At 70.1% G+C, this 25,505-nt stretch carries 22 protein-coding genes and 1 pseudogene; 13 read left to right on the top strand and 10 right to left on the bottom strand.

The annotated features are described in order from the left end of the window. Positions 1 to 78: 78 nt before the first annotated feature. Both LVQ62_RS08470 and paaI read right to left on the bottom strand, forming a co-directional pair. Positions 79 to 675, bottom strand: a complete 597-nt coding sequence (locus LVQ62_RS08470; protein WP_233767439.1) for a TetR/AcrR family transcriptional regulator — start codon at positions 673 to 675, stop codon at positions 79 to 81. A 23-nt stretch (positions 676 to 698) separates the two neighbouring features. Beyond that, positions 699 to 1,109, bottom strand: coding sequence for a hydroxyphenylacetyl-CoA thioesterase PaaI (paaI, locus tag LVQ62_RS08465; RefSeq protein WP_233767437.1), 411 nt, complete (start codon positions 1,107 to 1,109; stop codon positions 699 to 701). Between the two features lie 86 nt (positions 1,110 to 1,195). Between paaI and LVQ62_RS08460 the strand changes: the two genes are divergently transcribed. The 7 genes and pseudogenes from LVQ62_RS08460 (at position 1,196) to paaK (ending at position 8,652) form a co-directional block, all read left to right on the top strand. Next, positions 1,196 to 3,469 (top strand): hypothetical protein, encoded by a 2,274-nt coding sequence (locus LVQ62_RS08460; RefSeq protein WP_233767435.1) that lies wholly within the window; start codon positions 1,196 to 1,198, stop codon positions 3,467 to 3,469. A 125-nt stretch (positions 3,470 to 3,594) separates the two neighbouring features. Further along, on the top strand, positions 3,595 to 4,569 hold the full coding sequence (gene paaA / locus LVQ62_RS08455) for a 1,2-phenylacetyl-CoA epoxidase subunit PaaA (protein ID WP_233767433.1): 975 nt from the start codon (positions 3,595 to 3,597) through the stop codon (positions 4,567 to 4,569). A 74-nt stretch (positions 4,570 to 4,643) separates the two neighbouring features. Then, positions 4,644 to 4,928 (top strand): 1,2-phenylacetyl-CoA epoxidase subunit PaaB, encoded by a 285-nt coding sequence (paaB, locus tag LVQ62_RS08450; RefSeq protein ID WP_208049631.1) that lies wholly within the window; start codon positions 4,644 to 4,646, stop codon positions 4,926 to 4,928. Positions 4,929 to 4,938: 10 nt separating this feature from the next. Further along, positions 4,939 to 5,799, top strand: coding sequence for a 1,2-phenylacetyl-CoA epoxidase subunit PaaC (gene paaC, locus LVQ62_RS08445; protein ID WP_233767431.1), 861 nt, complete (start codon positions 4,939 to 4,941; stop codon positions 5,797 to 5,799). Then, entirely contained in the window at positions 5,796 to 6,305 is a 510-nt protein-coding gene (paaD, locus tag LVQ62_RS08440) for a 1,2-phenylacetyl-CoA epoxidase subunit PaaD (RefSeq protein ID WP_233767429.1), read from the top strand. Before paaC ends, paaD begins: the two co-directional genes overlap by 4 nt. Beyond that, a complete protein-coding gene (gene paaE / locus LVQ62_RS08435; RefSeq protein WP_233767427.1) occupies positions 6,302 to 7,348 on the top strand; it encodes a 1,2-phenylacetyl-CoA epoxidase subunit PaaE in 1,047 nt (348 codons plus the stop codon). The genes paaD and paaE overlap by 4 nt, the downstream gene beginning before the upstream one ends. Positions 7,349 to 7,357: 9 nt before the next feature. Then, a pseudogene (gene paaK / locus LVQ62_RS08430) lies at positions 7,358 to 8,652 on the top strand (phenylacetate--CoA ligase PaaK). A 182-nt stretch (positions 8,653 to 8,834) separates the two neighbouring features. Here paaK and LVQ62_RS08425 read toward each other — a convergent pair. Continuing rightward, positions 8,835 to 9,878 (bottom strand): hemolysin family protein, encoded by a 1,044-nt coding sequence (locus tag LVQ62_RS08425; RefSeq protein WP_233767425.1) that lies wholly within the window; start codon positions 9,876 to 9,878, stop codon positions 8,835 to 8,837. Then, positions 9,875 to 11,194 (bottom strand): hemolysin family protein, encoded by a 1,320-nt coding sequence (locus tag LVQ62_RS08420; protein ID WP_233767421.1) that lies wholly within the window; start codon positions 11,192 to 11,194, stop codon positions 9,875 to 9,877. Before LVQ62_RS08420 ends, LVQ62_RS08425 begins: the two co-directional genes overlap by 4 nt. 189 nt (positions 11,195 to 11,383) lie before the next feature. Between LVQ62_RS08420 and LVQ62_RS08415 the strand changes: the two genes are divergently transcribed. From LVQ62_RS08415 to LVQ62_RS08405, 3 genes are all read left to right on the top strand, one after another. Next, positions 11,384 to 12,385, top strand: coding sequence for an ABC transporter ATP-binding protein (locus LVQ62_RS08415; RefSeq protein ID WP_233767419.1), 1,002 nt, complete (start codon positions 11,384 to 11,386; stop codon positions 12,383 to 12,385). Then, on the top strand, positions 12,385 to 13,191 hold the full coding sequence (locus LVQ62_RS08410; protein WP_233767417.1) for a hypothetical protein: 807 nt from the start codon (positions 12,385 to 12,387) through the stop codon (positions 13,189 to 13,191). Before LVQ62_RS08415 ends, LVQ62_RS08410 begins: the two co-directional genes overlap by 1 nt. A gap of 176 nt (positions 13,192 to 13,367) precedes the next feature. Continuing rightward, complete coding sequence (locus LVQ62_RS08405) at positions 13,368 to 17,420, top strand: multifunctional oxoglutarate decarboxylase/oxoglutarate dehydrogenase thiamine pyrophosphate-binding subunit/dihydrolipoyllysine-residue succinyltransferase subunit (RefSeq protein ID WP_233767415.1); 4,053 nt, start codon at positions 13,368 to 13,370, stop codon at positions 17,418 to 17,420. A 417-nt stretch (positions 17,421 to 17,837) separates the two neighbouring features. Here the strand turns inward: LVQ62_RS08405 and LVQ62_RS17790 are convergent, their stop codons facing one another. Beyond that, a complete protein-coding gene (locus LVQ62_RS17790; protein ID WP_370639685.1) occupies positions 17,838 to 18,041 on the bottom strand; it encodes a hypothetical protein in 204 nt (67 codons plus the stop codon). Between LVQ62_RS17790 and LVQ62_RS17785 the strand changes: the two genes are divergently transcribed. The 3 genes from LVQ62_RS17785 (at position 18,036) to LVQ62_RS08390 (ending at position 19,377) form a co-directional block, all read left to right on the top strand. Continuing rightward, positions 18,036 to 18,464, top strand: a complete 429-nt coding sequence (locus tag LVQ62_RS17785; protein ID WP_370639684.1) for a GNAT family N-acetyltransferase — start codon at positions 18,036 to 18,038, stop codon at positions 18,462 to 18,464. The genes LVQ62_RS17790 and LVQ62_RS17785 overlap by 6 nt on opposite strands. Before the next feature lie 75 nt (positions 18,465 to 18,539). Continuing rightward, entirely contained in the window at positions 18,540 to 18,713 is a 174-nt protein-coding gene (locus LVQ62_RS08395) for a DUF6104 family protein (RefSeq protein ID WP_179482124.1), read from the top strand. Beyond that, positions 18,706 to 19,377 (top strand): GDSL-type esterase/lipase family protein, encoded by a 672-nt coding sequence (locus LVQ62_RS08390; protein WP_179482126.1) that lies wholly within the window; start codon positions 18,706 to 18,708, stop codon positions 19,375 to 19,377. The genes LVQ62_RS08395 and LVQ62_RS08390 overlap by 8 nt, the downstream gene beginning before the upstream one ends. Positions 19,378 to 19,459: 82 nt before the next feature. On the opposite strand, the gene LVQ62_RS08385 is transcribed toward LVQ62_RS08390, so the two are convergent. From LVQ62_RS08385 to rfbB, 5 genes are all read right to left on the bottom strand, one after another. Next, positions 19,460 to 20,428: a zinc-binding dehydrogenase gene (locus LVQ62_RS08385; RefSeq protein WP_233767411.1), complete on the bottom strand. Its 969-nt coding sequence runs from the start codon at positions 20,426 to 20,428 to the stop codon at positions 19,460 to 19,462. Positions 20,429 to 20,485: 57 nt separating this feature from the next. Beyond that, positions 20,486 to 21,736 (bottom strand): serpin family protein, encoded by a 1,251-nt coding sequence (locus LVQ62_RS08380; RefSeq protein ID WP_233767409.1) that lies wholly within the window; start codon positions 21,734 to 21,736, stop codon positions 20,486 to 20,488. Between the two features lie 289 nt (positions 21,737 to 22,025). Then, complete coding sequence (locus LVQ62_RS08375) at positions 22,026 to 23,507, bottom strand: sugar transferase (RefSeq protein ID WP_233767407.1); 1,482 nt, start codon at positions 23,505 to 23,507, stop codon at positions 22,026 to 22,028. Between the two features lie 123 nt (positions 23,508 to 23,630). Continuing rightward, positions 23,631 to 24,479 (bottom strand): dTDP-4-dehydrorhamnose reductase, encoded by an 849-nt coding sequence (rfbD, locus tag LVQ62_RS08370; protein WP_233767404.1) that lies wholly within the window; start codon positions 24,477 to 24,479, stop codon positions 23,631 to 23,633. Beyond that, a complete protein-coding gene (rfbB, locus tag LVQ62_RS08365) occupies positions 24,476 to 25,504 on the bottom strand; it encodes a dTDP-glucose 4,6-dehydratase (RefSeq protein ID WP_233767402.1) in 1,029 nt (342 codons plus the stop codon). Before rfbB ends, rfbD begins: the two co-directional genes overlap by 4 nt. Between the last annotated feature and the right edge of the window lies 1 nt (position 25,505).

The following is a 25,505-nucleotide window of genomic DNA, read 5'->3' as shown; positions in this document are numbered from 1 at the left end:
GGACATTCAGCCGCGTCGTGCGGCTGCATCCACTGTGAAGCGGTGTCGTGTGACGGAGCGTGTGAGGAACGAAGGCGGTCAGTCGCGCACCAGCAGGCCGTCGAAGACCAGGGCGCCGACCACCTCCGGCAGGGCCTGCGTGTGCTGGCGACTCGCCGGGTGCGTCCACTCCACCAGGGAGTTGACCAATCCGAAAATCAGGCGCGCGGTGACCGTCGGGTCCAGGTCGGCTCTCAGGTCACCCTCCCGCACGGCGTCGCGCACGAGCGACGCGGCGTACCGGTCCAGGGCGCGACGTCGTTGCAGCGCCGCGAGTTCGACCGGGCTGTTGCCGCGCACCCGCAGCAGCAGGGTCACGTACGGCTGGTGGTCGAGCAGCAGCACGACGCTCTCGTGCACCAGGTGCTCCAGCCGTCGTACGGCGCTCACGTCCAGCTCGCGGGCGCCCTGGGTCACCGCCTCCAGACCGTCCAGCGCACGGTCCAGCGCAAGACGCAGCAGCACCTCCTTGCTGGCGACGTGGTGATAGATCGCGGACTTGGCGATGCCGAGTCGGTCGGACAGATCACCCATGCTGGTCGCGTCGTAGCCCCGCTCGTTGAAGACCTCCACCGCCACCGCGAGCAGGGAGTCCAGGTCGTACCCGGGCCGGCCGCGCCGCGCGGTCCGGGGCATCGGCACAGAAGCCCCACCGGAGGTCATACGCCCCGCTCCGGGGTCGCCATCCGGTGACTGCGCCCGCGGAACTCGGCGACGACCCGTTCACCGCTACGCACCGTCACGTCGTAGACACCCTGCCGACCGAAGCCGACCCGCTGGACCGCCTCGGCGACCAGCACCTCACCCGCACGCGCCGGGGAGACGAAGACGATGTCGCCGGAGCTGGCGACGGTCACCGGTCCGGCCGCATTGCACGCGCAGGCGAACGCCGTGTCGGCGACGGTGAAGATCATCCCGCCGTGCGCCATTCCGTGGCCGTTGACCATGTCGGGGCGCACCGTCATCCGGGTGGTCGCCCGCTCGTCGTCGCAGTCCACCAGCTCGATGCCCAGGGCCCTCGAGGCCTCGTCCGCGGCCATCATGGCGTGCACGGCTTGCAGGTCCGCCATCTCGTCTCCTCGCAATTACCGACCGAACGATCGGTCACTCTCGCCAATCGAACCTAGTCCGTCGGTGCAACGGATACCGTCGGGCCGTGAGATCCGGACGCCACTCGGCTGCCGTGCGAGGCACCGCAGTCGGCGCGTCCGCACGGTGGCTCCCGGCTGCCGTATGTCTGGTGGCGTCGTACGCCGCGGCGCACACCCACGTCCCCCTGGGCCAATCCGCCATCTACCTGGTGGCCACGGTCTGGTCGGTCGTGGTGCCCGGTGTCCTGGTGCTGCGCCTGTGCCGCGGGCAGGCGGACTCGCTGCTGGCAGAGCTGTCCGTCGGATTCGTGGTGGGCATCATGGTGCAGCTCGTCGCATGGGCTGCCTTCGTGTCCCTCGGCGTGGGTGGATGGCTCGCGTTGTATCCGCTGCCCCTGGTGGCCGCGGCAGCACTGATACCGCCATGGCGGGCGCGGCTGCGCACCGCGCCGTACGCCCGCCGTGAGCCCTGGTGGGCGGCGTGGTCGCTCGCGGCGTCGTACGTCGTAGCCGTCGGGCTGCTGGCGACCCGCACCTTCGCGGCGAACCCGCTGCCGCCGTCTCGGGTCCGCTGGTATCCCGACCTCTACTGGCACGTCGCTGTCGCCGCCTCCGCGCGCACCTCCGTGCCACCGGCGGTGCCGCAGGTGTCCGGGCAGACGCTCAAGTACCACTGGTTCTCCCACGCTCACATGGCCGCGGACTCCCTGGTCTCGCACGTCGACGTGCTGCTCGTCGCCAGCCGTCTCTGGTACCTCCCGGTGTACGCCGCGATCCTCGTGCTCACCTATCTGCTCGCCACCCGCCTGGCGCGCACCCCGAAGGCCGGCGTCCTCGCACTGGTGCTGCTCGTGGTGAACGCGGGCATCGACCCACTGCGCTGGGCGAACGCCTTCGGCAGTGACGCCCTCATCCCGCTGTCGCCGTCGGAGATCCTCGGGCTGCCCGTGCTGCTCGTCACCACCTGGTGGGTGATCGACATCGTGCGCGGCGCCCGTCCCACGCGCGCCGGCTGGGTGCTGTTCGGCCTCATGCTGCTGACCTGCGCCGGGTCGAAGTCGTCCAACCTCCCGGTCCTCGTCTGCGGCCTGCTGCTGGTCGTGGCCGGGCAGCTGATCCGCCGGCGCCGTCGTACGCGTGGGCCGTCGAGGTCGGGTGCCGCCGACGGGCCGGTGGCCATGCGCGCCACCCTGATAGCTCTCGCGATGGCCGTGGTCGTGATCGGGCTGACCGCACCGTTCCTCGCGGGCGGCAGCAACGTCTCCACGCTCAAGACGTTCGCCCTGTCGCGCAATCGGGCGGCCGCCCTCTTCGGTTCGGACAGCCATCCGGGAGGCCCCCTGCTCTACGGACTGCTGATCGTCTTCTCGGTCCTCACTCTGCTGCAGTTCGCGGCGCTCCTGATGGCGGTGCCGCTGCGCGCCGATCCCGCGGTCGTCCTCCTGGCGGGCATGCTCATCGGCGGATTCTCCGCCACCCAACTCGTCTTCCACCCCAGTGACTCGGAGGTCTACTTCCTGCGCGGGGTGGTACCGCTGTCCGAGGTGCTGATCGCCTGGGGTGTCGCTGTGGCCGTGCACCGCATCCGCCCGCCCCTCTGGGTCCTGGGCGTGAGCGCGCTCGCGGGCGGCGCGGTGCTGAGCGTCGTACGCCGGTTCAGCGGGACACGCGCACCCGGGCCGCACTCCGCGCTCGTCACCGTCGCAGTCTCCGTCGGAGTGTGCGTGCTGCTGCTCATCGCAGGGGTGCTGGCGTGGCGCCGGTGCGGGCCCCCGGTGCGGGGCGTGCTGATCGGCCTGCTGGTCGGGGCGGTGGTGATCCCGGCCGCCGTGCCCATCGCCCAGACCGGTCTCAGTCGCCCGACCGTCGACGAGCCGTCCAACCTGCTGACCAGTGGCGACATCGCGGGCACGACCTGGTTGCGCACGCACACCCCCGACACGACGCTGATCGCGACCAACGTGCACTGTCGGGCGGGCATGACGCACCACATCTGCGACGCACGGGCGCTGTGGGTGACCGGGCTCGGCCTACGTCGGGCGTACGTCGAGTCCTGGGGCTACACCGATCAGGCGTACGCGACGGCGAAGCATCCGCACCCCGGCGAGAAGGGCGTCTTCTACTGGAGCGCCTCCTTCTACGACCAGCCGAGACTCCGGTTGAACGACGCCGCATTCAACGCGCCCACGGCGTACGACCTGCGCTACCTCTACGACCACGGGGTGCGCTACCTCTTCGGCAGCACTCGGGCGAGCGCGGTCTCGCCCGAACTCGCGAACCTCGCCCAGCAGGTCTTCCACCAGGGCGACGTGACGATCTTCCGACTCCGCCGGCCGTGAGGTGCAGCAGAGTGGGCCGGAGCGGATCGAGCAACGCCGCGGGTGGCGTAGGTCACGCAGTCGGGGTAAATTACTGAACGACCGGTCGGTAATTCCGACAGCGTCTCGACACCAGGGAGTACGGCGTGACGACGACCCTTCCCGCCCCGCAGGCGGACGATCTGCAGCACGACTTCGCCGCGACCATCTCCGACGACCGGCGGATCGAACCGCGCGACTGGATGCCGGACGCCTACCGCAAGACGATGATCCGGCAGATCGCCCAGCACGCGCACTCGGAGATCATCGGCATGCAGCCGGAGGGCAACTGGATCACCCGGGCGCCCTCACTGCGACGCAAGGCCGTGCTGCTCGCGAAGGTGCAGGACGAGGCCGGACACGGGATGTACCTCTACAGCGCCGCCGAGACCCTCGGGGCCGACCGGGCCGACATGACCGGCAAGCTCGTCACGGGCCGGCAGAAGTACTCCTCGATCTTCAACTACCCCACGCTGACCTACGCCGACGTCGGAGTGATCGGTTGGCTCGTCGACGGCGCCGCGATCTGCAACCAGGTGCCGCTGTGCCGGGCGTCGTACGGGCCGTACGCCCGGGCCATGGTGCGCATCTGCAAGGAGGAGTCCTTCCACCAGCGGCAGGGCTACGAGCTGCTGCTCACGATGATGCGCGGCTCGGACAAACAGCGTGCGATGGTGCAGGAGGCGACGAACCGATTCTGGTGGCCGTCGCTGATGATGTTCGGCCCGCCCGACCATCGCTCCCCCAACACCGAACAGTCGATGCAGTGGGGCATCAAGCGGCACACCAACGACGAGCTGCGTCAGCGCTTCGTGGACATGACCGTCCCGCAGGCCGCCAAGCTCGGTGTCACGCTGCCCGATCCCGACCTGCGCTGGAACGAGGAGCGTGGCCGGCACGACTTCGGGGAGATCGACTGGTCGGAGTTCGACGCCGTGCTGAAGGGTGACGGACCGTGCAACACCCAGCGGGTGCAGCACCGCCGCGCCGCGCACGAGGATGGCGAGTGGGTACGGGACGCGGCGACCGCGTACGCCGCCAAGGCTGCAGCCCGACGGGCCGCGACGAAGGCTGCTTCATGAGTGAGTACACCGCCGAGGGCGGCCACGGAGCCGTGCCCACCCAGGGTGTCCCGACCGAGCTGACGCCGAGTGCCGTGCGGTCCGACTGGCCCCTCTACGAGGTCTTCCTGCGCGGCAAGCGCGGGTTGAACCACGTCCACGTGGGCTCGCTGCACGCCGCGGACGCCGACATGGCGCTGCACCACGCCCGTGACCTCTACACCCGTCGCAACGAGGGCGTCAGCATCTGGGTGGTGGCCTCCGCCGACATCACGGCGTCCAGCCCCGCCGAGAAGGACCCGTTCTTCGCGCCGTCCGGCGACAAGGTCTACCGCCACCCGACCTTCTACGACATCCCGGCCGACGTGCCGCACATGTGACGAGGCTGCGATGACCGACCACCTCTACGACGCGCTCGCCGACGTCCACACCGGTGACGAACGCTGGGCGTTCGGCACCGGTTTCACCGACGCCCTCGAGGGCATCGACACCACCGTGCCGTCCGACGTGGACGCCGACGCGCTGGCGGCGTACTGCCTGATGCTCGGCGACGACGCGCTCGTGCTGTCCCACCGGCTGCAGCAGTGGGTCACCCGGCTGCCGGAGCTGGAGGAGGAGACCGCTGTCGCCAACATCGCGCTCGACCTGCTCGGCCAGGCACGCATGCTGCTGGCCCGCGCCGGGACGGTGCTCGGCCGCAGCGAGGACGAGCTGGCCTACTTCCGCGACGCGCAGGACTTCCGCAACGTGCGGCTCGTGGAGCCGATGGACGACGATTTCGCACAGCTCGTCGTCCGACTGATGGTCTTCAGCACCTGGCGTCTCGCCCTCTTCGAGCAGGTGCAGCGCGTCGCCGATCCGGTGCTGGCCGCGATCGCCGCCAAGGGCATCAAGGAGTTGCGCTACCACCGCGACTACGCCGCCGGCTGGGTCGTGCGACTCGGCGACGGCACCGCGGTGTCGCACGACAAGGCCGCAGCGGCCCTCGAGCGGCTGTGGCCGCTGGTGCCGGAGCTGTGGCGACACTGCACACCCCAGTCGACGTTGGGCGTCGAGCCCCCCAAGGCCACGGTGCTCGAGGTGCTGTCCGGGGTGTTCGAGACCGCGACCCTCGACATCCCCGAAGGCGCGCACGTCCTGGGGGCCGTCGACGGTCGCACGGGTCGCGACGGCATGCACACCGAGGCGCTCGGATACCTGCTGGCGGAGCTGCAGAGCGTCGCGCGGGCCGACCCGGAGGCGACGTGGTGACGACGAAGGCGGACACCCTCCGCGGTGCCGCGTGGGACGCGGCCGCGCAGACCCCGGACCCCGAGCTGCCGATGCTGACTCTGGCCGACCTCGGCATCCTGCGCGACGTGCAGGAGTTCGACGACCACGTCGTCGCCACGATCACACCGACCTACTCCGGATGCCCTGCGATGCGGGAGATCGGCCTGGACGTACGTCGCCGCCTCGAGGCTGCTGGGTACGAGAACGTCCAGGTGGCAACACAACTGGCACCCGCGTGGACCAGTGACTGGATCACCGAGGCAGGCCGGGACAAGCTGCAGGCTGCAGGAATCGCACCACCCAGCTCGGCGCGCACGGGCACCGGGCCGGTGCCGGTGACGCTCGGGCTCCCGGCCAGCGCGCCGTGCCCGCACTGCGGCTCGTCGGACACGGCACACACAGCCGCATTCGGTGCGACAGCTTGCCGCTCGCTGCATCGGTGTCACTCCTGCGGCGAACCCTTCGAAGCAGTGAAGGCGATATGAGGACCGACTTCCACACGCTGACCGTGCAACGTGTCGAGCAACTGACCGACGACTCGACGGCACTCACCTTCGCGGTGCCGCCGTCGCTCGCCGACGACTTCCGCTTCGCTCCCGGCCAGAGCCTGACGGTGCGCCGTGGCGATGAGCGTCGCTCCTACTCCATCTGCGCGGCGCGCGGAGAGGCACCGCGGATCGGCGTGCGCGAGGTCGCGGGCGGTGCCGTCAGCAGCTGGCTCGTCCACGACGTACGCGCCGGCGACAGCCTCCAAGTGCAGGCACCCACGGGCCGATTCGTGCCCGACCTGACGACGCCCGGGCGTCATGTGCTCATCGCAGCCGGCTCCGGCATCACTCCGATGATGTCGATCGCACGGTCGGTGCTGGAAGCCGACGACACCTCGACGGTGACCCTGCTCTACGGCAACCGGCAGACGGACTCGGTGATGTTCGCCGACGAGATCGCCGACTGCAAGGACGCCCACCCCACCCGGATGCAGATCGTGCACGTGCTCTCGCGCGAACCGCAGGAGGTCGAGCTCTTCGGCGGCCGGATCGACGTCGAGCGTCTTACCGCCGTCCTGACCGGCACGGTCGACATGCCGTCGGTGGACCACTGGTGGCTGTGCGGCCCGCTGGGGATGGTCGAGGCGGCGTACGACGTCCTCACCGGTCGCGATGTGCCGCGCGATCGCATCCACCGCGAGCTCTTCTGGGTCGGCGACGCCCCGCCGGTCGAAGCGACCCACACCGACGCCGCCCCGGTCGACGGCGCGCAGGCGACCATCGTGCTCGAGGGCCGCAGCAGCCTCGTGACCGTGCCGACCGACACCCCCGTGCTCGACGCGGGTCAGAAGGTGCGCCCCGACCTGCCCTTCGCCTGCAAGGGTGGCGTGTGCGGCACGTGTCGCGCCAAGGTCACCGACGGATCGGTGCGGATGCTGCGCAACTACGCGCTCGAGCCCGAGGAGGTCGACGCGGGATACGTGTTGACCTGTCAGGCGATTCCGACCAGTGACCGGTTGACGGTCGACTACGACAGCTGAGGAGTCGCGATGGATCGCACCCCTGCGCGGGACACGCTCGACCCCATCGAACGCGCGGGCGTCGATGAGTTGCGAGCGCTGCAACTGAGTCGGCTGCAGTGGTCGGTGCGGCACGCGTACGACAACGTCCCGCACTACCGCGCGGCGTTCGAGGCGGTCGGCGCGCACCCGGACGACGTACGCGATCTGTCCGACCTCGCGCGGCTGCCCTTCACCACCAAGGCCGACCTGCGCGACAACTACCCGTTCGGCATGTTCGCGGTGCCGCGCGAGCAGGTCTCGCGGGTGCACGCCTCGTCCGGGACGACGGGTCGACCCACCGTCGTCGGGTACACCGCCGAGGACATCGCGACCTGGTCGGGTCTGATGGCGCGCTCCATCCGCGCGGGCGGCGGGCGGCCCGGCGACATCATCCACGTGGCATACGGGTACGGCCTGTTCACCGGGGGGCTGGGCGCGCATTACGGCGCGGAGGCCCTCGGCGCGACCGTCGTGCCGGTGTCCGGGGGATGACGCAGCGTCAGGTGACGCTGATCCGCGACTTCCGCCCCGACGTGATCATGGTGACACCCAGTTACATGCTGGTGATCGCTGACGAGATGGAGCGCCAGGGCATCGACCCGCGCGAATCCTCCTTGAAGGTAGGCATATTCGGCGCCGAGCCGTGGACACAGCAGATGCGGGAGGAGCTCGAGCGCCGGGTGGGCATCGACGCCGTCGACATCTACGGTCTCTCGGAGCTGATGGGTCCCGGCGTCGCGATGGAGTGCGTGGAGACCAAGGACGGGCTGCACCTGTGGGAGGACCACTTCTATCCCGAGATCGTCGACCCGATCACCGATGAGGTGCTCCCCGACGGGGAGGTGGGCGAGCTCGTCATCACCTCGCTCACCAAGCAGGCGATGCCGATCATGCGCTACCGCACCCGTGACCTGACCCGGTTGCTGCCCGGCACCGCGCGCCCGATGCGACGTATCGAGAAGATCACCGGCCGCTCCGACGACCTGATGATCGTGCGCGGGGTCAACCTCTTCCCCACCCAGATCGAGGAGCTGGTGCTCGCGACGCCCGCGCTCACCCCGCACTTCCAGTGCGTCCTCACCCGCCCCGAGCGGATGGACGAACTCGTCGTACGCGTGGAGCGGCAAGTCGATGCCCCGGCCGACCAGGCGGCGGTGGCGGGTGCACAGCTGAGGTCCCAGATCAAGGAGCGGATCGGGGTCAGCGTGCGCGTCGAGGTGGTCGACCCCGACACCATCGAGCGCTCGGTGGGCAAGATGCGCCGCATCGTCGACTCCCGCTGACCGGCTCGCGTCAGGAATCGGCAGCTCGGTCGCTTTCCTGCGCGGCTCGTACGTCACCGCGTGGGTTGTCGGCCCGACGGACGCTTTCCTGCACCGCGGACGCGGCCGACGCGGCATCCGGGATCGAGGCCGCTCGAGAAGCCCGCACCACGCGAAACCCGCACCCGGCGAGCCGATCGAGGTCAGCGGCGGGCGACCGGGCGGCGCTGGGTCGCGTCGTCGACCTCGCCGACCAGCTCCTCCAGCACGTCCTCCAGGAACACCACCCCGGTCGCGGTGCCGCCGTCGTCGACCACCCGCGCCACGTGGCTGCCGCTGCGCTGCATGGTGAGCAGCACGTCCTCGACCTCGTCCTGACGGCGCACCGTCGCGAGGCGGCGGATCCGCTTGGGAGGCACCGGCTCGTCGTACGCCTCGTCGCGCGCGTAGAGCACGTCCTTCAGGTGCAGATAGCCCGCGATCACCCCCGTGCGGTCGAGCACCGGGTAACGGGAGAAGCCGCGCGTGGCGACCAGTCGCTCCAGCTGCGCCGGGGTGATGCCCACCGACACCGTCTCCAGTTGGTCGAGCGGTACGGCGACATCGGCCGCCACCCGGTCGCTGAACTCCAGGGCGCCCTGCACTCGCTGCTGCTGCTGCGACTCCAGCAGCCCCTCACGGTGCGACTCCTGGACGATCAACTGCACCTCCTCGGCGGAGAACGTCGAGGTCATCTCGTCCTTGGGCTCGATGCCGAAGCGCCGCACGATGAACTTCGACACCGACTCCACCGCCCGGATGACCGGCCCCAGCACCCGGGTCACGGCCAGCAGGGCCGGCGCGAGCACGAGGGCGGCGCGGTCCGGCCCCGCGATCGCCAGGTTCTTCGGCACCATCTCGCCGAGCACCACGTGCAGGTAGGCCACGATCAGCAGCGCGAGGACGAGCGCGACGATCTCGGCCCCGGCGTCCGGGATGCCCACCGACTCCAGCGGCCCCGCGATCAGATGGTGCACCGCCCCCTCGGCGACGGCACCCAGCAGTACAGAGCACACCGTGATCCCGAGCTGGGCACAGGCGAGCAGCGACGAGACCTGTTCCAACGCCTGCAGACTCGCACGGGCACGTTTGGAGCCGGCGGCGGCCATCGGCTCGAGCTGCGAGCGCCGCGCCGCCATGACCGAGAACTCGGCGCCCACGAAGAACGCGTTGCCGAGCAGGAAGAGCAGGGACAGCCAGAGGTTCACGGCGCGACCTCGTCGTCCTCGGGCAGCACCGGGGAGAGCCGCAGGCGGTCCACCCGCCGGCCGTCCATGGAGACGACGCGCACCGACCAGCCGGGCAGCTGCACCTCATCGCCCACGACCGGCACGCGCCCGACACGAGCCATCACGAAACCGCCCATGGTCTCGTACGACGGCCCGTCCGGCACGTCGGCGCCGATCCGTTCGTGCACCTCGTCCGGGCGCCACAGACCGGGCACGGTCCATGACCCGTCCGGCAGCAGCCGGCTGGGATCGCTGACCCGGTCGTGCTCGTCGCTGACCTCGCCGACGATCTCCTCGATGACGTCCTCGAGCGTCACGACTCCGCTGGTCCCGCCGTACTCGTCGACCACGATCGCCAGCTGGAAACCGCTCGCGCGCAACAACAGCAGCAGCGGGTCCAGCGTGATCGTCTCGGGGACGAGCACCGGCTCGATCATCAGCGCCGTCACGGGCACGTCGTCGCGGCGTTCGGGCGGCACCGCGATGGCCTTCTTCACGTGCACGACGCCGTCGACGTCGTCCCAGTCGTGGCCGAGCACCGGGAAGCGGGAGTGGCCCGTGGTCCGTGCCAGCTCCACGACGTCCCCGGCGGACGCCGTCCGGGACACCGACGCACAGCGCACCCGCGGACTCATCACGTCGGCGGCCACCCGCTCCCCGAAGTCGAGCGACCGGGTGAGCAGACGGGCCGTGCCCTCCTCCAGCACCCCGGCCTCGGCCGAGCGGCGCACCATGGAGGACAGCTCCTGAGGGGTACGCGCCGCGCTGAGCTCCTCCTGCGGCTGCACCCCCACCGCTCGCAGGAGCGCGTTGGCCGAACCGTTGAGCAGGATGATCAAGGGGCGTACGACGAGCGCGAAGGCCCGCACCGGACGGGCCACCACCTTGGCCACCCGCAGCGGTTCGGAGAAGCCGAGGAACTGCGGCACCAGCTCGCCGACGATCATCGAGAAGAGCGTGGCGATGATCAGCGCGAGAATGGCCGACACGGCATCCGCGCCGCCGCCGTCCACGCCCACCGCGCGCAGCGGCGTCCGCAGCAGCTCCCCCAGGGACGGCTCCACGATGAAGCCCAGCACCAGGGTGGTGATCGTGATGCCCACCTGGGCGGCCGACAGCTGGGTCGACAGCTGCCGCAGCGAGCCGAGCACGACCCGCGCGCCGCTGTCGCCCTCGTCGACAGCTCGCTGCACGGTCGGGCGGTCGAGCGCCACCAGGGAGAATTCGGCGGCGACGAAGAGCGAGGTGCCGAGGGTCAGCACCACGCCGGCGAATACCAGGAGCCACTCGGTCATCGCCTCTATCTTCCACGAAGAACGCGTTCCGGCGCGCCGATGACCATGCGTGCGGCCGATACCCGATGATGGCGGCAGGTCCGCCGTGCCCGAATCGGCGCGCGGACGGACGGCGACGCGCGGCGGACGAGAGCCGGTCGCGGCGTCGGATCGGGAACGACGCACGTTGCAACGAAGGGGAGATCGACCGTGTCAGCCAGTTCCGTACGACCGCGTGACGCAGGGAGCGAACCCGGCGCACCGGTGCAGATCAGCAACCTCACCAAGACGTTCGGCAGCTTCAAGGCCGTCGACGATCTGAGCTTCTCCGTCGAGCCGGGCCGCATCACCGGCTTCCTCGGACCGAACGGCGCGGGCAAGACCACCACCCTGCGGATGGCCCTGGGGCTCATCACCCCCACGTCGGGCACCGCGACCATCGGTGGTCGCAAGTACGCCGACCTGCCCCACCCGCTGCACACCGTGGGCGCCGCCCTGGAGGCCACCAACTTCCACCCCGGCCGTAGCGGACGCGACCACCTGCGGGTGATCGCCGCCGCCGGCGGGTTCACCGACAAGCGCGTCGACGAGATGCTGGAGCTCGTGGGTATCCCGGCCGCCGCGAAGAAGCGCGCCGGAGGCTACTCGATGGGCATGCGGCAGCGCCTCGGCCTGGCCGGCGCGCTGCTCGGCGACCCTCAGGTGCTGATCCTCGACGAACCCGCGAACGGCCTGGACCCCGAGGGCATCCGGTGGTTGCGCGGCTTCCTGCGCCACCTGGCGGGCGAGGGCAAGACGGTGCTCATCTCCAGTCACATGCTGAGTGAGGTCGAGCAGACCGTCGACGACGTGGTGATCATCGCCAACGGCAGGTTCGTGCGGCAGGGCACCATCGGCGAGTTGCGCGGTCAGGCCCGGGTCGTCGTACGCACGCCGAACGGCGACCGTCTCACCGAGGCGTTGCGCCGGGCCGGGCTGCAGGTCGAGGCACTGCCCGAGGGTCGGTACTCCGTATCGACCGACGACCTGATCCAGGTGGGCGACGCGGCGTTCTCCGCCGGAGTGCCCGTGCACGAACTGCGCGCCGAGCGCGCCGACCTGGAGGACCTGTTCTTCCAGCTGACCGAGAACACCAATCGCAACCTGGGCCCCGGTTCGGACGGCAGCACGCCGCCGAACGGCCCTCGAGCAGCAGAGGAAGGTGCCCGCTGATGGGCGGCGCGATCAAGGCCGAGGTCCGCAAGATCTTCACCACGCGCCTGTGGTGGGGGCTGCTGATCGGCGACGTCGTCCTCGGTGCGCTGATCTCTTTCGCCTGGGCGTTCCAGATCGGCTCCGACGCCGCCCGGCAGAGCAGCGACCGGCAGACCCGCCTGCTCGCGGTGGCCAACCCCGACTCGGTCGCCTCGGTCTACTCCGCCGGGTTCATCACCACCATCGCGGAACTGTTCCCTGTGGCCCTGGGGGTCATCCTGATCACCTCGGAGTTCCGCCACAAGACGTGGACCTCGACGGTGCTGGCCCAGCCGAGGCGCTGGCCCATCACCGTGTCGAAGATCGTCTCGATCGTCGTGGTGGGCATCGTCTACGGCGTCGTCTACGACATCGCCTCCGTCGTCGGCGGGGCCATCACCCTGAAGGGGTTCCGCAGTTCGGGCCTCTTCCTCACCAGCACCCAGGTGCTGCAGACGCTCGCGCTGATGCTGCTGGTGTTCGTCGTGTGGACGCTGCTGGGTTTCGGCTTCGGGATGCTGATCCGCAACCAGATCGCGGCGGTCTTCATCGCCGTCGGGCTGGCGTTCATCGGCAACATCCTGTTCAGCGTTCTGTTCAACCTCGTGCACTGGGACTGGGCGCCGAAGTATCTGCCCAGCAATCTCACGAGCTCGATCCTCAACCCGAGCTTCTACGATGCGAACGCGTTCAGCTGGTGGGCCGGCGCACTGATCCTGACGGCGTACGGCCTGGTCCTCGCCATCGTGGGCAGTGCGATCAACCAGCGCAAGGACGTGCTCTGAGCGACCGTCAGCACTGCGCGATCGGGCGAGGATGACCGCCGGCGACCCCTTGTAACACAAGGTGTGGACACGCCGACGGCTCATCCTCGCCCCGCGTTAGGCTGGAGACGTTGTCGTTCCCACCCCTGACGGACGCTCGCTGCCCGCCGTACACCCCTGAAAGAGGCGCATTCCGCGTGTCATCCCAGTCTCCCGACCCGCTCGCGACGTTCGGACCGAACGAGTGGCTGGTGGACGATCTGTACCAGCAGTACCTGAAGGACAAGAACTCCGTCGACAAGGCGTGGTGGAGCTTCTTCGCCGACTACCGGCCCGACGGGGGCGGACCCGCCTCCGGTGGGCAGGGCGACCATGCCGCGTCCAACGGCGCGTCCACGAACAGCGCGTCCACGAACAGCGCGTCCAACGGCTCTTCCGCGAAGACATCGGCATCGCGAGCGCCGTCCGGTGCCAGTGCATCCGGCACCCCCGCGGCCGTCGGCAAGGACGCCCCCCGCACACCCGCGGCAGGACCCGGCGGGCCCGCTGGAGCGGGTGACGGTGGCGACGCCGCTGCGAAGCCCACTGCGGACGCCGAGCAGGCGCCGACTCCCGCCAAGAACGTCGCCGCCGAGCGGTCCAAGGCCCGCGCCAAGGCGCCATCGCGGGACCCGAAGCCCGACGGCCGCCCCGACGCCGACCACACCGCGAACAGCCACCAGGCCCACGGCTCGCCGGATCCGAGCGAGGCCGAGCTGTCCAACACCCAGCCGATCGCGCGCGACACCGTCAACGACACGGTGCCCGAGGCCGAGCCCGTGCAGGACACCCGCACCCCGCTGCGCGGGGTGTCCGCACGGATCGTCACCAACATGGAGGCGAGCCTGGACGTCCCGACGGCCACCAGCGTGCGCGCCGTCCCCGCCAAGCTGCTCATCGACAACCGCACGGTCGTCAACAACCACCTGGCGCGCAGCCGCGGTGGCAAGGTGAGCTTCACCCATCTGCTGGGGTGGGCGATCGTCAAGGCGCTGCACGTCGTACCCGAGATGAACAACGCGCTCGGTGAGGACGACAAGGGCAAGCCGGTCCTGGTGCAGCCGGGGCACGTCAACTTCGGCCTGGCCATCGACCTGAAGAAGGACGACGGCAGCCGCACTCTCGTGGTGCCCAGCATCAAGGGCGCCGAGGCGATGAACTTCGCGCAGTTCTGGAGCGCGTACGAGGAGATGGTGCGCAAGGCGCGTACCGGTGCCCTCACCCTGGAGGACTACGCCGGCACCACCATCAGCCTGACCAACCCGGGCGGCATCGGCACGGTGCACTCGGTGCCGCGGCTGATGAAGGGCGCAGGCGCGATCATCGGCGCCGGCGCGCTGGACTACCCCGCCGAGTGGTCGGGCGCGAGCCTGGACACGCTCAACAAGAACGCCGTCAGCAAGATCATGACGCTGACCTCCACCTACGACCACCGCGTCATCCAGGGTGCCGTCTCTGGTGAGTTCCTGCGCGTCGTGAGCGAGCTGCTGCTCGGCGAGAACGACTTCTACGACGAGATCTTCGCCGCGTTGAAGGTGCCGTACGAGCCGATCCGCTGGGTCCGCGACATCGACACCAGCCACGACGACGACATCAACAAGACCGCCCGGGTGCAGGAGCTGATCCACGCCTACCGGGTGCGCGGCCACCTGATGGCCGACACCGACCCGCTGGAGTACAAGCAGCGCCGGCACTCCGACCTCGACGTCACCACCCACGGACTGACGCTGTGGGACCTGGACCGCACCTTCCCCACCGGCGGCTTCGGCGGTGCGCCGTTCCTGAAGCTGCGCAAGATCCTCGGCGTCCTGCGCGACTCCTACTGCCGCAGCATCGGCATCGAGTACATGCACATCCAGGACCCCGAGCAGCGGCGCTGGATCCAGGACCGGGTCGAGGTCGGCTACCAGAAGGCCACCACCGACGAGCAGTTGCGCATCCTGCGGCGCCTCAACGCCGCCGAGGCGTTCGAGACGTTCCTGCAGACCAAGTACGTCGGCCAGAAGCGCTTCAGCCTCGAGGGCGGCGAGTCCGCCATCGCGATGATGGACCGGATCCTGTCGCACGCCGCCGACGACGACCTCGACGAGGTCTGCATCGGCATGCCCCACCGCGGCCGGCTCAATGTGCTCGCCAACATCGCGGGCAAGTCCTACGCGCAGATCTTCGCCGAGTTCGAGGGCACCCAGGACCCCAAATCGGTCCAGGGCTCGGGCGACGTGAAGTACCACCTGGGCACCGAGGGTGAGTTCACCTCCGACACCGGTCGCAAGATCGACGTCTACCTCGCCGCCAACCCCTCCCACCTGGAGGCGGTCGACCCGGTGCTGGAGGGCATCGCCCGCGCCAAGCAGGACCGGGTCAACCTGGCTGGCTCGGCGTACACCGTGCTGCCGATCCTGATGCACGGCGACGCGGCGTTCGCCGGACAGGGCGTGGTCGCCGAGACCCTCAACCTGTCGCAGCTGCGCGGCTACCGCACCGGCGGCACGATCCACCTGGTCGTCAACAACCAGGTCGGTTTCACCACGGCGCCGAGCAGCTCGCGCAGCTCGACCTACAGCACCGACGTCGCCCGGATGGTGCAGGCGCCGATCTTCCACGTGAACGGCGACGACCCCGAGGCCTGCGTCCAGGTGGCGGAGCTCGCCTACGACTACCGCCAGGCGTTCCACAAGGACGTCGTCATCGACATGATCTGCTATCGGCGCCGCGGTCACAACGAAGGCGACGACCCCTCGATGACCCAGCCGCTGATGTACCACCTCATCGAGGCCAAGCGCAGCGTCCGCAAGCTCTACACCGAGGCGCTGGTCGGCCGCGGCGACATCACCCTGGAGCACGCGGAGGAGGCGCTGCGCGACTACCAGAAGCAACTCGAGCGCGCGTTCACCGAGACCAAGGCCGCCAAGCAGGCCGCGTCGCAGAGTGCCCCCGAGGCGCCGAGCCGCAGCTCCGCCGGCACCGATGCCGAGGGCCACGGCGGCCTGGAGCGGCCGTCGGCGCAGGAGGAGGACGACACCCGCGAGGACCGCAGCGGTTACGGCACCTCGGTCAGCGAATCGACCCTGCTGAAGATCGGTGACACCTGGGTCAACCCGCCCGAGGGCTTCACCGTCCACCCGAAGCTGCAGAAGCTGATGCAGAAGCGCGCCGACATGGTGCGCAACGGCGGGATCGACTGGGCCATGGGCGAACTCGCGGCGTTCGGATCGTTGCTGATGGAGGGTGTGCCCGTCCGGTTGGCCGGCCAGGACACCCGCCGCGGCACGTTCACCCAGCGGCACGCCGTCCTCGTGGACAAGCAGAACGGCAACGAGTGGACCCCGCTGCGCTACCTGTCCGACGACCAGGCGTGGCTGTGGATCTACGACTCGCTGCTGTCGGAGTTCGCGGCCATGGGCTTCGAGTACGGCTACTCCGTGGAACGGCCCGACGCGCTCGTGCTGTGGGAGGCGCAGTTCGGCGACTTCGCCAACGGCGCCCAGACGATCATCGACGAGTTCATCAGCTCCTCGGAGCAGAAGTGGACCCAGCGCAGCTCGGTCGTGCTGCTGCTGCCGCACGGCTACGAGGGCCAGGGTCCCGACCACTCCTCGGCACGGATCGAGCGGTTCCTCACACTGTTCGCCGAGGACAACATGACGATCGCCTACCCGTCCACGCCTGCGTCGTACTTCCACCTGCTGCGTCGCCAGGCGTTCGCCCGGCCGCGTCGCCCGCTGGTGGTCTTCACCCCGAAGCAGCTGCTGCGCCTCAAGGCCGCCGTCTCCGAGCCCGGCGACCTGACGACCGGCGGCTTCCGGCCCGTAATCACCGACGCCACGAAGCTCGACGGCGACAAGGTGACCCGGGTGCTGCTCGCGTCGGCCCGGATCGTCTACGACCTGGAGGCCGAGCGCGAACGCCGGGGCGATGACACCACCGCCATCGTGCGCGTGGAGCAGCTGGCGCCGATCCCCGCCCAGGAGATCGCCGAAGCCGTCGCGGCGTACCCGAACGCGGAGCTGGTCTGGGTGCAGGACGAGCCGAAGAACCAGGGCGCCTGGCCGTTCATGGCGCTCAACCTGCCGGAGCAGCTCGCCGAACTCGGCGAGCATCGCGGTCTGCGGGTGGTGAGCCGCAAGGCCTCGGCCTCGCCGGCCTCCGGCTCCAGCAAGCGGCACCAGGCTCAGCTGGCCGAGCTGCTCTCCGGTTCGTTCGACCGCTGATCGCCCCGTGACCCTGGCACCCGACGGTCCCACGCCCGACCTGCCGGACCGATGGTCCGCGCGTCCGCCCGCCGAGGCGGACGTCGCGGCCCTGGTGGGACTGCGGGCGGGTGAGCAGCAGGCCGCACGCGGCGAGTCGCACGTCGACGAGGACGCCGTGCGGGCCGAGGCCATCGGGCCGGGTTCGTGGACCCGCCGTCAGCTGGTCGTCACCGATCAGGACGACGTGGTCCGGGGCTGGTCCTCGGTGCACGACAGGGCGGCCGGGCGCACCAACATCGCCGTGTTCGTCGACCGGTCCCTGCCGCAGGACATCGCCGATCCCGTCGCGGGACAGCTGTACTCGTGGTGCAGAGCCGTTGCAGGCGAGGTCGCCGCGGAACGCGGCACGACCCGAACCCAGCTCGATGCCGGCGTCTACGACGGCGACGCGGCCCAGACCCGCTGGCTCACCGCAGCCGGGCTGACCTGTACCCGCATCTGGCTGCAGATGTCGCGGCCGGTGAACCCCGACGAGGGCGAGCCGGGCGCGTTCCCCCGCTGCGCGAGGGGGTCGTCGTACGCCGTGTCGCCGAGCACACCGACGGCACACCGGTCGGCGCCGAGCTGCGTGCCGTGCACCAGATCCTGGAGGAGTCCTTCGCGGACCACTTCAACTCCTACCGGGAGTCCTTCGGGGAGTTCGTGCAGCGGCTGCGCGAGGACCCCGGACACCGCTGGGACCACTGGTGGATCGCGACGGTCGAGGTCGACGGCACCCCCACCCCCGGTGGGGCACTGGTCGGCACCGTGCTGCCGCCGGACGACTCCGGGATCGACGGCAGCTACATCGACTACATCGGGGTGCACCGGCGGGCCCGCGGACGTGGTGTGGCCAAGGGTCTGCTGCACGCGGTGATCGCCGACGCAGCCTCGCGCGGCCGCAACCGGGTCGACCTCGAAGTGGACGCAGACTCCCCCACCGAGGCCGACGGTCTCTACCTCTCGATGGGCTGGGTGACTAAGTACCGCACCCAGTCCTGGCACCGCGACATCGACGTGTAAGGCCCCCAGGCCGGCTGACCGTCGCGCGCGGGTCGCTGGCGGATGGCGGCCTGCTCGCGGGATAACCTGCGCACTGTGTATTTCACCGACCGCGGCATCGAGGAGCTGGCCTCCCGACGCGGCGAGGACGAGGTGAGCCTGGCGTGGGTCGCGGACCAGCTCCAGGCCTTCGTCGACGTACACCCCGAGTTCGAAGTAGCAGTGGATCGGCTCGCGACCTGGCTCGCGCGCCTCGACGACGATGAGTGAGGCCGACGTGACCTACCCGACGCAGGGCAGTGAACCCCACTTCAACCCCAGTGCCGAGTTCCAGGTCGCCGAAGGGATCCGGGCCATCGGGCTGTGCTTCGTGGGCGACTCCTACGTGGCCGGGATCGGCGACCCCAAGGCACTCGGTTGGGTGTCGCGGGTCATCGCGCGTACGCCGCAGCCGGGGGTCGAGCTCGCGACGTACAACCTCGGCATCCGCGGGCAGAGCTCCACCGACGTGCTCGCCCGCTGGCAGCGCGAATGCGAGCCGCGCTGGTCCCAGAGCAACGAGCGCCGCCTGGTGCTCGGGCTGGGGCTGCACGACGTGCTGTCGCAGATGAGCACGGCGCGTTCGCGGCTCAACCTGGCCAACATCCTGGACGACGCCTCCTCCGGCGCCATCGCGACGTTCGTGGTCGGCCCGCCGCCCACCCTCGACGCCGAGCTGAACGCGCGCCTCGAGGTGCTCGTCGATGCCCAGGCCGACGTCTGCTCGCGTCGCGGGGTCACCTACGTCGACTGCTTCCGTCCGCTGCTCGGTCACGACCAGTGGCTGTCCGACCTGTCGGCCGGCGACGGCTGGCACCCCGGCCAGGCCGGTTACGGCCTGATCGCCTGGCTGGTGCTGCACGCGGGCTGGCAGTCCTGGCTGCAGCTCGACTGAGACTCGTCACCTGACGAAAAGTCGGGGGTCGTCGCGCGCTCTATAGAGCGCGCAACGACCCCCGACTTCGTGTCACGGTGGTTCAGACGGTGAGCACCAGCTTGCCGAACGCCGTGCCGCCGATCATCTCGGCGAACGCGTCGCGGGCCTGATCCAGCGGGCGCACCGAGTCGATGGCGGGCTCGATGCCGCGGCTGGTCATGAAGGACAGCAGCTGGGTGAGCTCGGCGCGGGTGCCCATGGTGGAGCCCTGCACGCGCATCTGCTGGAAGAAGATCCGGGTCAGCTCGGCGTTGTCCGGCTGCGGGCCGGACGTCGTACCGGCGATCACCAGCGTGCCGCCGGGCTTGAGAGACTTCACCGAGTGCGACCAGGTCGCCTTGCCCACCGTCTCCAGGACGGCGTCGGCCTTGCGCGGCAGCCGCCCGCCGCTGCCGAACGCGGCCTCGGCGCCGAGCTGCACGGCCCGCTCGCCCCGCTTCTCGTCGCGGCTGGTCACCCACATCCGCAGGCCGGCTGCGGAGCCCAGCTGCACGGCGGCACTGGCGACTCCCCCGCCCGCGCCCTGCACCAGCACCGTGTCGCCGGGGCGAACACCCGCCTGCACGAACAGCATCCGGTAGGCGGTGAGCCAGCTGGTGGAGATGCACGCGGCGTGCTCGATGGGCATCCCGTCCGGCACCGGTACGGCGTTCGCGGCCGGGATCCGCACCCGTTCGGCGAGGGTGCCGGGGTACACCTCGGACAGCAGCGAGCGCTTGGGGTCGAGAGTCTCGTCGCCGGCCCAGCCCTCACTCGGGATCACCGAGTGGATGACGACCCGGGTGCCGTCCTTCGTGGTGCCGGCTCCGTCACAGCCGAGGATCATCGGCAGCCGCTCCTGCGGCAGTCCGACCCCGCGCAGCGAGAAGACGTCGTGGTGGTTGAGCGCAGCGGCCTGCAGGTCGATGTCGATCCAGTCCGCGGGCGTGGCCCCGGGCTCGATGTCACCGACTTCCAGGGCGTTGATCGGGTCGGAGGAATCCTGACGGGCGGCGTACGCAGCAAGCATGGTGCCGACCCTACGACGACGACTGGCACGGCAGCGGCCGGGTGCGATCGCCGAGCCTCAGCCGCGGGGGTCTGCGACGCGGGTCAGGAAAAGCGGCGTGTGGGTGGCGGTGTCTGCGACCAGGAAGAGGAACGGCCGGTCGAAGACCACATGGGTGGTGGTGGTGGTGCTCGCCCGCCCGGAGACCGCGAGGGCGACGCCGGTGGCCGCGGCCGCGGTCGTGCCGTTCTCGTCGACGGAGATGTCCACTTTCTGGACGATCTCGCTGACTTTCGCCCGGCCGAACCCCGGGTAGTCGCCGTCGGGCCGGAACCCTTCTCGGGTCAGCACCGGGAGGAGTTGGTTGGTCTGGGCCAGGTGGAACTTCGGCATCATGACGGTGGCCGCGTCGTGCGCGTCCGGTCGAAGAAGCGTGGTGAGGGTCGTGCTGTCGGGCACGGCGCAGGGCTTCTCGGCTGCCGGCGGCAGCAGGGCGAATGCGGTGAGCTTGCCGTGCAGGTAGGGCAGCTCCACCGACCGCCAGCCGTCCGCCGAGGCGCTCGACAGGGCGCGCCCGACCGCGGTCTTCAACGTAGGCACCGTGACGTGTCGGCCGTCCGCCGTGGTGAACGCCCCTGGCACAGCCGGCTCGAACGGATCCTCCCATTGGGCCTTGAGGTAGATCGCGTTGGTCAGCACGGTGACCGTCGAGGTGTCGAGCGGCGAGTCGAACAGCCGGGGTATCAGCCCGCCGGTATCACCGGAGACGAGGTGGTTGATGGTGTCGGTCGATGCCTTGGGCCGGCGGGCGAAGTCGAGCGTTCGCAGCTGGGCGCCGTACGCCGTCCGTAGGTCGTCGAGCGTCGCCTGCTGCGGCGTGGTCCCGCTCTGGGTGAAGAGGCGGTTGGCGGTGCTCAGCCCCGCAAGCATGTGCAACTGGGAGGTCCGCTCATGCTCGGCGGCGATGACCGCCGGACCGTACGCCGGCTGGTGCAGCAGCGTGGACAGTGCCGTGCGGGTCGCCCCGGCGGCGCCGGTCCGCATCATCCCGAGCGTCTGTGCCGCGCTCGCGGGTGACAGCACCGCGTTCGCCGTCGGGGCGGCTGCGCACGCGTCCTGTAACAGTCGGAGCCCGAAGGCCCGGTCGGCCGTCCCCAGATCCGCGGGGCTCACCGCGCTCGGGTGCAGCGCTTCCAGGCGCCCCTTGAACTCCCTTCCCGCATAGCCCTGCTTCCCGGCCGGAGGTATCGGACCCGGCGCGCCACAGCCGGCGAGCGACAGCGCGCACCCCACGCTCACGGCCAGGAGCGTCCTGCGCACGGTGGTCATGTTCCGAAGACGTCCTGCGGGCGGGATCGGTTGGCGCGGCGCTGTGGACCGGGTCCCGCGGTGGGCTCGGATCTGGGTATCGCACGCCATGGATCGACCGTTAGGCCTACAGCTCGAAGTGGCGCCACGGCGGATGGGACGTTCAGGTCCCATGTCCGGACGCAAGCCAGCCACCGGACTCCGGGGTGCGCGAGCCGCGACGACCGTTGCCCTCGGCGCCGTCGCGCAGAGCACGCGGTGCGTTCCCGAGCATGCCGGACCGGCCGTACGTCGACGAGCGGGGATGAGCTCAGAAGGCGCCGTCGCGGGTCAGCACCGCTTTGACGGTCTTGACCAGCAGCAGGCAGTCCCCGACCAGCGTCCAGTTCTCCACGTAGTAGAGGTCCTTGCGGATGCTGTCCTCCCAGCTGAGGTTGGACCGCCCGCCGACCTGCCACGGACCGGTGATGCCCGGTTTGACGTTGAGTCGCCGGTGCGCGTTGTCCCGGTAGACGCTCACCTCCCGGGTGAGTGCCGGGCGCGGGCCGACCATCGACATGTTCCCGGCGAAGACGTCCAGCAGCTGCGGGAGTTCGTCCAGGGAGTACGCGCGCAGAGCCCGGCCCACGCGGGTCACTCTTGGGTCCTGGCGCATCTTGAACAACGGGTGCGCCAGCCCCGCGTCCGGAGCGAGCCCGTCCAGCCGGGACTCGGCGTCCACGACCATGGAGCGGAACTTGGTCATCGCGAACGTCTCGCCGTTGACACCCACGCGGTCCTGGCGGAACAGGACCGGCCCGTGGTCGTCCAGCTTGATCAGCAGCGCGATGACGGCGAAGAGCGGCGAGGTCACGACCAGGAGCAGGCCCGACACCACGACGTCGAAGATCCGCTTGAGCAGGTAGCGGCCCCCGTCGTACCGCGGCGCCTCCACGCTCATCAAGGGCAGCCCCTCGACGGGTGTGCGGTGGATGCGCGGTCCGGCGACGTCGGTCATCCGGTTGGCGAGCACCATCCCGATGCCGGTGCGTTCGAGGGACCAGCCCAGCTCGCGCAGATAGGTGTCGGAGACCTGGGCATGGCCGGCGATGATGATCGCGCTGACGTCGTGGGCCAGAGCGGTGGCCAGGGCGTTGTCGACAGCGCCCGCATCCGGCACCAGATTGCCGTCACGCAGCTCGAAGGTGCCCGCACGGTCCGCGCCGGTGACGACGCCGGAGATGACGAAACCCGCCTCCGGCGTTCGGCCGATCCGGTCGGCGACGTAGCGGACCTCCTGTGGCGCACCCACCACCAGCACCGTGTCCATGCACCGGCCGGCGTCGCGCGAATGCACCAACCACACGCGGATCGCGAAACGGCCCAGGATCAGCAGGGCGACGCCGAGGGGGAACGCGATGGCGATGTAGCCACGAGCGAACTGCAGCCGCAGCGCCAACGCCACCATCGCCAGCACACCGAAGATGAAGAACGAGGACCGCACGACCCGCAGGTACGCCTCGTTGCCGATGGTCGCGTGCTCGGGGCGGTAGCTCTGGGTGAAGGCCAGCGCCGCCATCCAGGCGCAGAGCAGGGAGATCGCCACGGTGAGGTAGGTGGCGTGGCTGGTGCCGGAGAGGGCCTGAGTCCCGTTACCGAAGCGCAGCAGCTTCGCGGAGACCAGGGCGACGGCGATCGCCAGGGCGTCGACGCCCACGGCGGTCACGACGAAGCGCGGACGCCATTGAGAGGTCTCGACGAACACCGGTTCCTTGACCGGGTGCCCTTCGGCGATCTCGAGTCGTGCGGACACCCCGCCCCTTTCACGCCACAGCAGATTCGGCGCACAACTGATGCAACGTGTACCAATTTAGCAACCTTCGACAGGCGGAAGTGAGCTGAGAGCCGGCCCAATTTCCGCCTGATTCCCCGGGCCCTAGGCGAGCAGTTCGGGCAGCGCCTCACGCAGGGCGTCAGCCCAGTCCCGCACCGGCGAGACGCCGTGCTCGGTCAGCCGCCCGGTGCCCAGGACGGAGTACGCCGGACGCGGTGCCGGACGCACGAACTGGTCGCTGCCGACCGCCTGCACCCGCTCCGGATCCCACCCGGCCTCCTCGAAGACGGCGCGCGCCAGCCCCCACCAGGTGGTCTCACCGGCACCGACCCCGTGCCAGTAGCCGCCGGGAACTCCGGCGTCGACCAGACGCACCACCAGGTCGGCGAGGTCGACGGTCCAGGTCGGCTGGCCGCGCTGATCGTCCACGACGGTCAGCATGTCTCGCTCGCCGGCGAGCCGGGCCATCGTGGCGACGAAGTTGCCGCCACCGGCGCCGTACAGCCACGCGGTGCGCACCACCAGCGCGTCGGGATGCAGCGAGCGTACAGCCCACTCCCCGGCGCACTTGGTGCGCCCGTAGGCCGACCGCGGACGTTGCGTCGTGTCCTCGGCGTAGGGGGTGGTGGCGGTGCCGTCGAAGACGTAGTCGGTGGAGATCTGCACGAGCCGTACGCCGCGCTGGGCGCAGGCGCGGGCGACATTGGCCGCACCTGTCGCATTGATCGAGAACGCTTGAGCTTCATGGGTTTCCGCGTCGTCGACCGCGGTCCAGGCCGCGCAGTTGACCACGACGTCGACGTCGCCGACGGCGTCCTGCACCGCTTGTGCGTCGGTGATGTCCAGGTCGGCCGACCCGGTCACCAGCACCTGGTCGCCGGAACGCTCCACGACCCGTGCCAGGTCCTGCCCGAGCATGCCGCGGCCACCGGTCAGGAGCCAGCGCTTCATCGAGGGACCTCGCCGGCGCGGTCCTGAGGCACGGCGGTCTCACCGGCCGCGGCGTATCCGGCCTCCGTCGCCGCCTTCGCGGGGCGCCACCAGTCCTCGTTGTCGCGGTACCAGTCGATCGTCGCGGCGAGTCCCGCCCGGAAGTCGCCGTAGCGCGGAGTCCAGCCGAGCTCGGTGCGCAAGCGGGTGGAGTCGATCGCGTACCGGCGGTCGTGACCCGGCCGGTCGGTCACATGCTCGAAGTCGTCGCCCGGGCGGCCCATCAGGTCCAGCAGGGTGCGCACCACCGTGAGGTTGTCGGCCTCTCCGTCGGCGCCGATCAGGTAGGTCGCCCCCATCTCGCCCCGCTCGACGATCGTCCACACCGCGTCGTTGTGGTCGTCGACGTGGATCCAGTCGCGCACGTTCATGCCGTCGCCGTAGAGCCGCGGGCGACCCCCGTCGAGCAACGTGGTGATCTGGCGCGGGATGAACTTCTCCACGTGTTGGCGCGGGCCGTAGTTGTTGGAGCAGTTCGACAGGGTCGCGCGGACCCCGAAGGAGCGCACCCACGCCCGGACCAGCAGGTCGCTGGCGCCCTTGGTCGAGGAGTAGGGGCTCGAGGGGTTGTACGCGGTCGCCTCGGTGAAGCGGTGCGGGTCGTCCAGCGCCAGGTCGCCGTAGACCTCGTCGGTGGAGATGTGGTGGTAGCGCACATCGTGTCGCCGCACCGCCTCCAGCAGCGTGTAGGTGCCGACGACGTTGGTCTGCACGAAGGGCCAGGGCTCGCGCAGCGAGTTGTCGTTGTGCGACTCGGCCGCGAAGTGCACGACGAGGTCGGCGTCGGCGACCAGCCGGTCGACCAGGTCGGCGTCGGCGACATCGCCGCGGACCAGGGCCGCGCCGGTGCCGGCGAGCGACTGCTCATGCCCGGCGTAGGTCATCGCGTCGAGCACTGTGACCTGCGCGTCGGGGCGGGTGCGCCGCGTCAGGTGGACGAAGTTGCTACCGATGAAACCGGCCCCGCCCGTCACCAGGACACGCACT

The organism is Allobranchiibius sp. GilTou73 (assembly GCF_021391335.1).
In the GTDB taxonomy this organism is placed as follows: Bacteria; Actinomycetota; Actinomycetes; order Actinomycetales; family Dermatophilaceae; genus Allobranchiibius; species Allobranchiibius huperziae.
The sequence above is the reverse complement of the archived record's forward strand: the minus strand, read 5'-3'. Positions and strand labels throughout refer to the sequence as shown.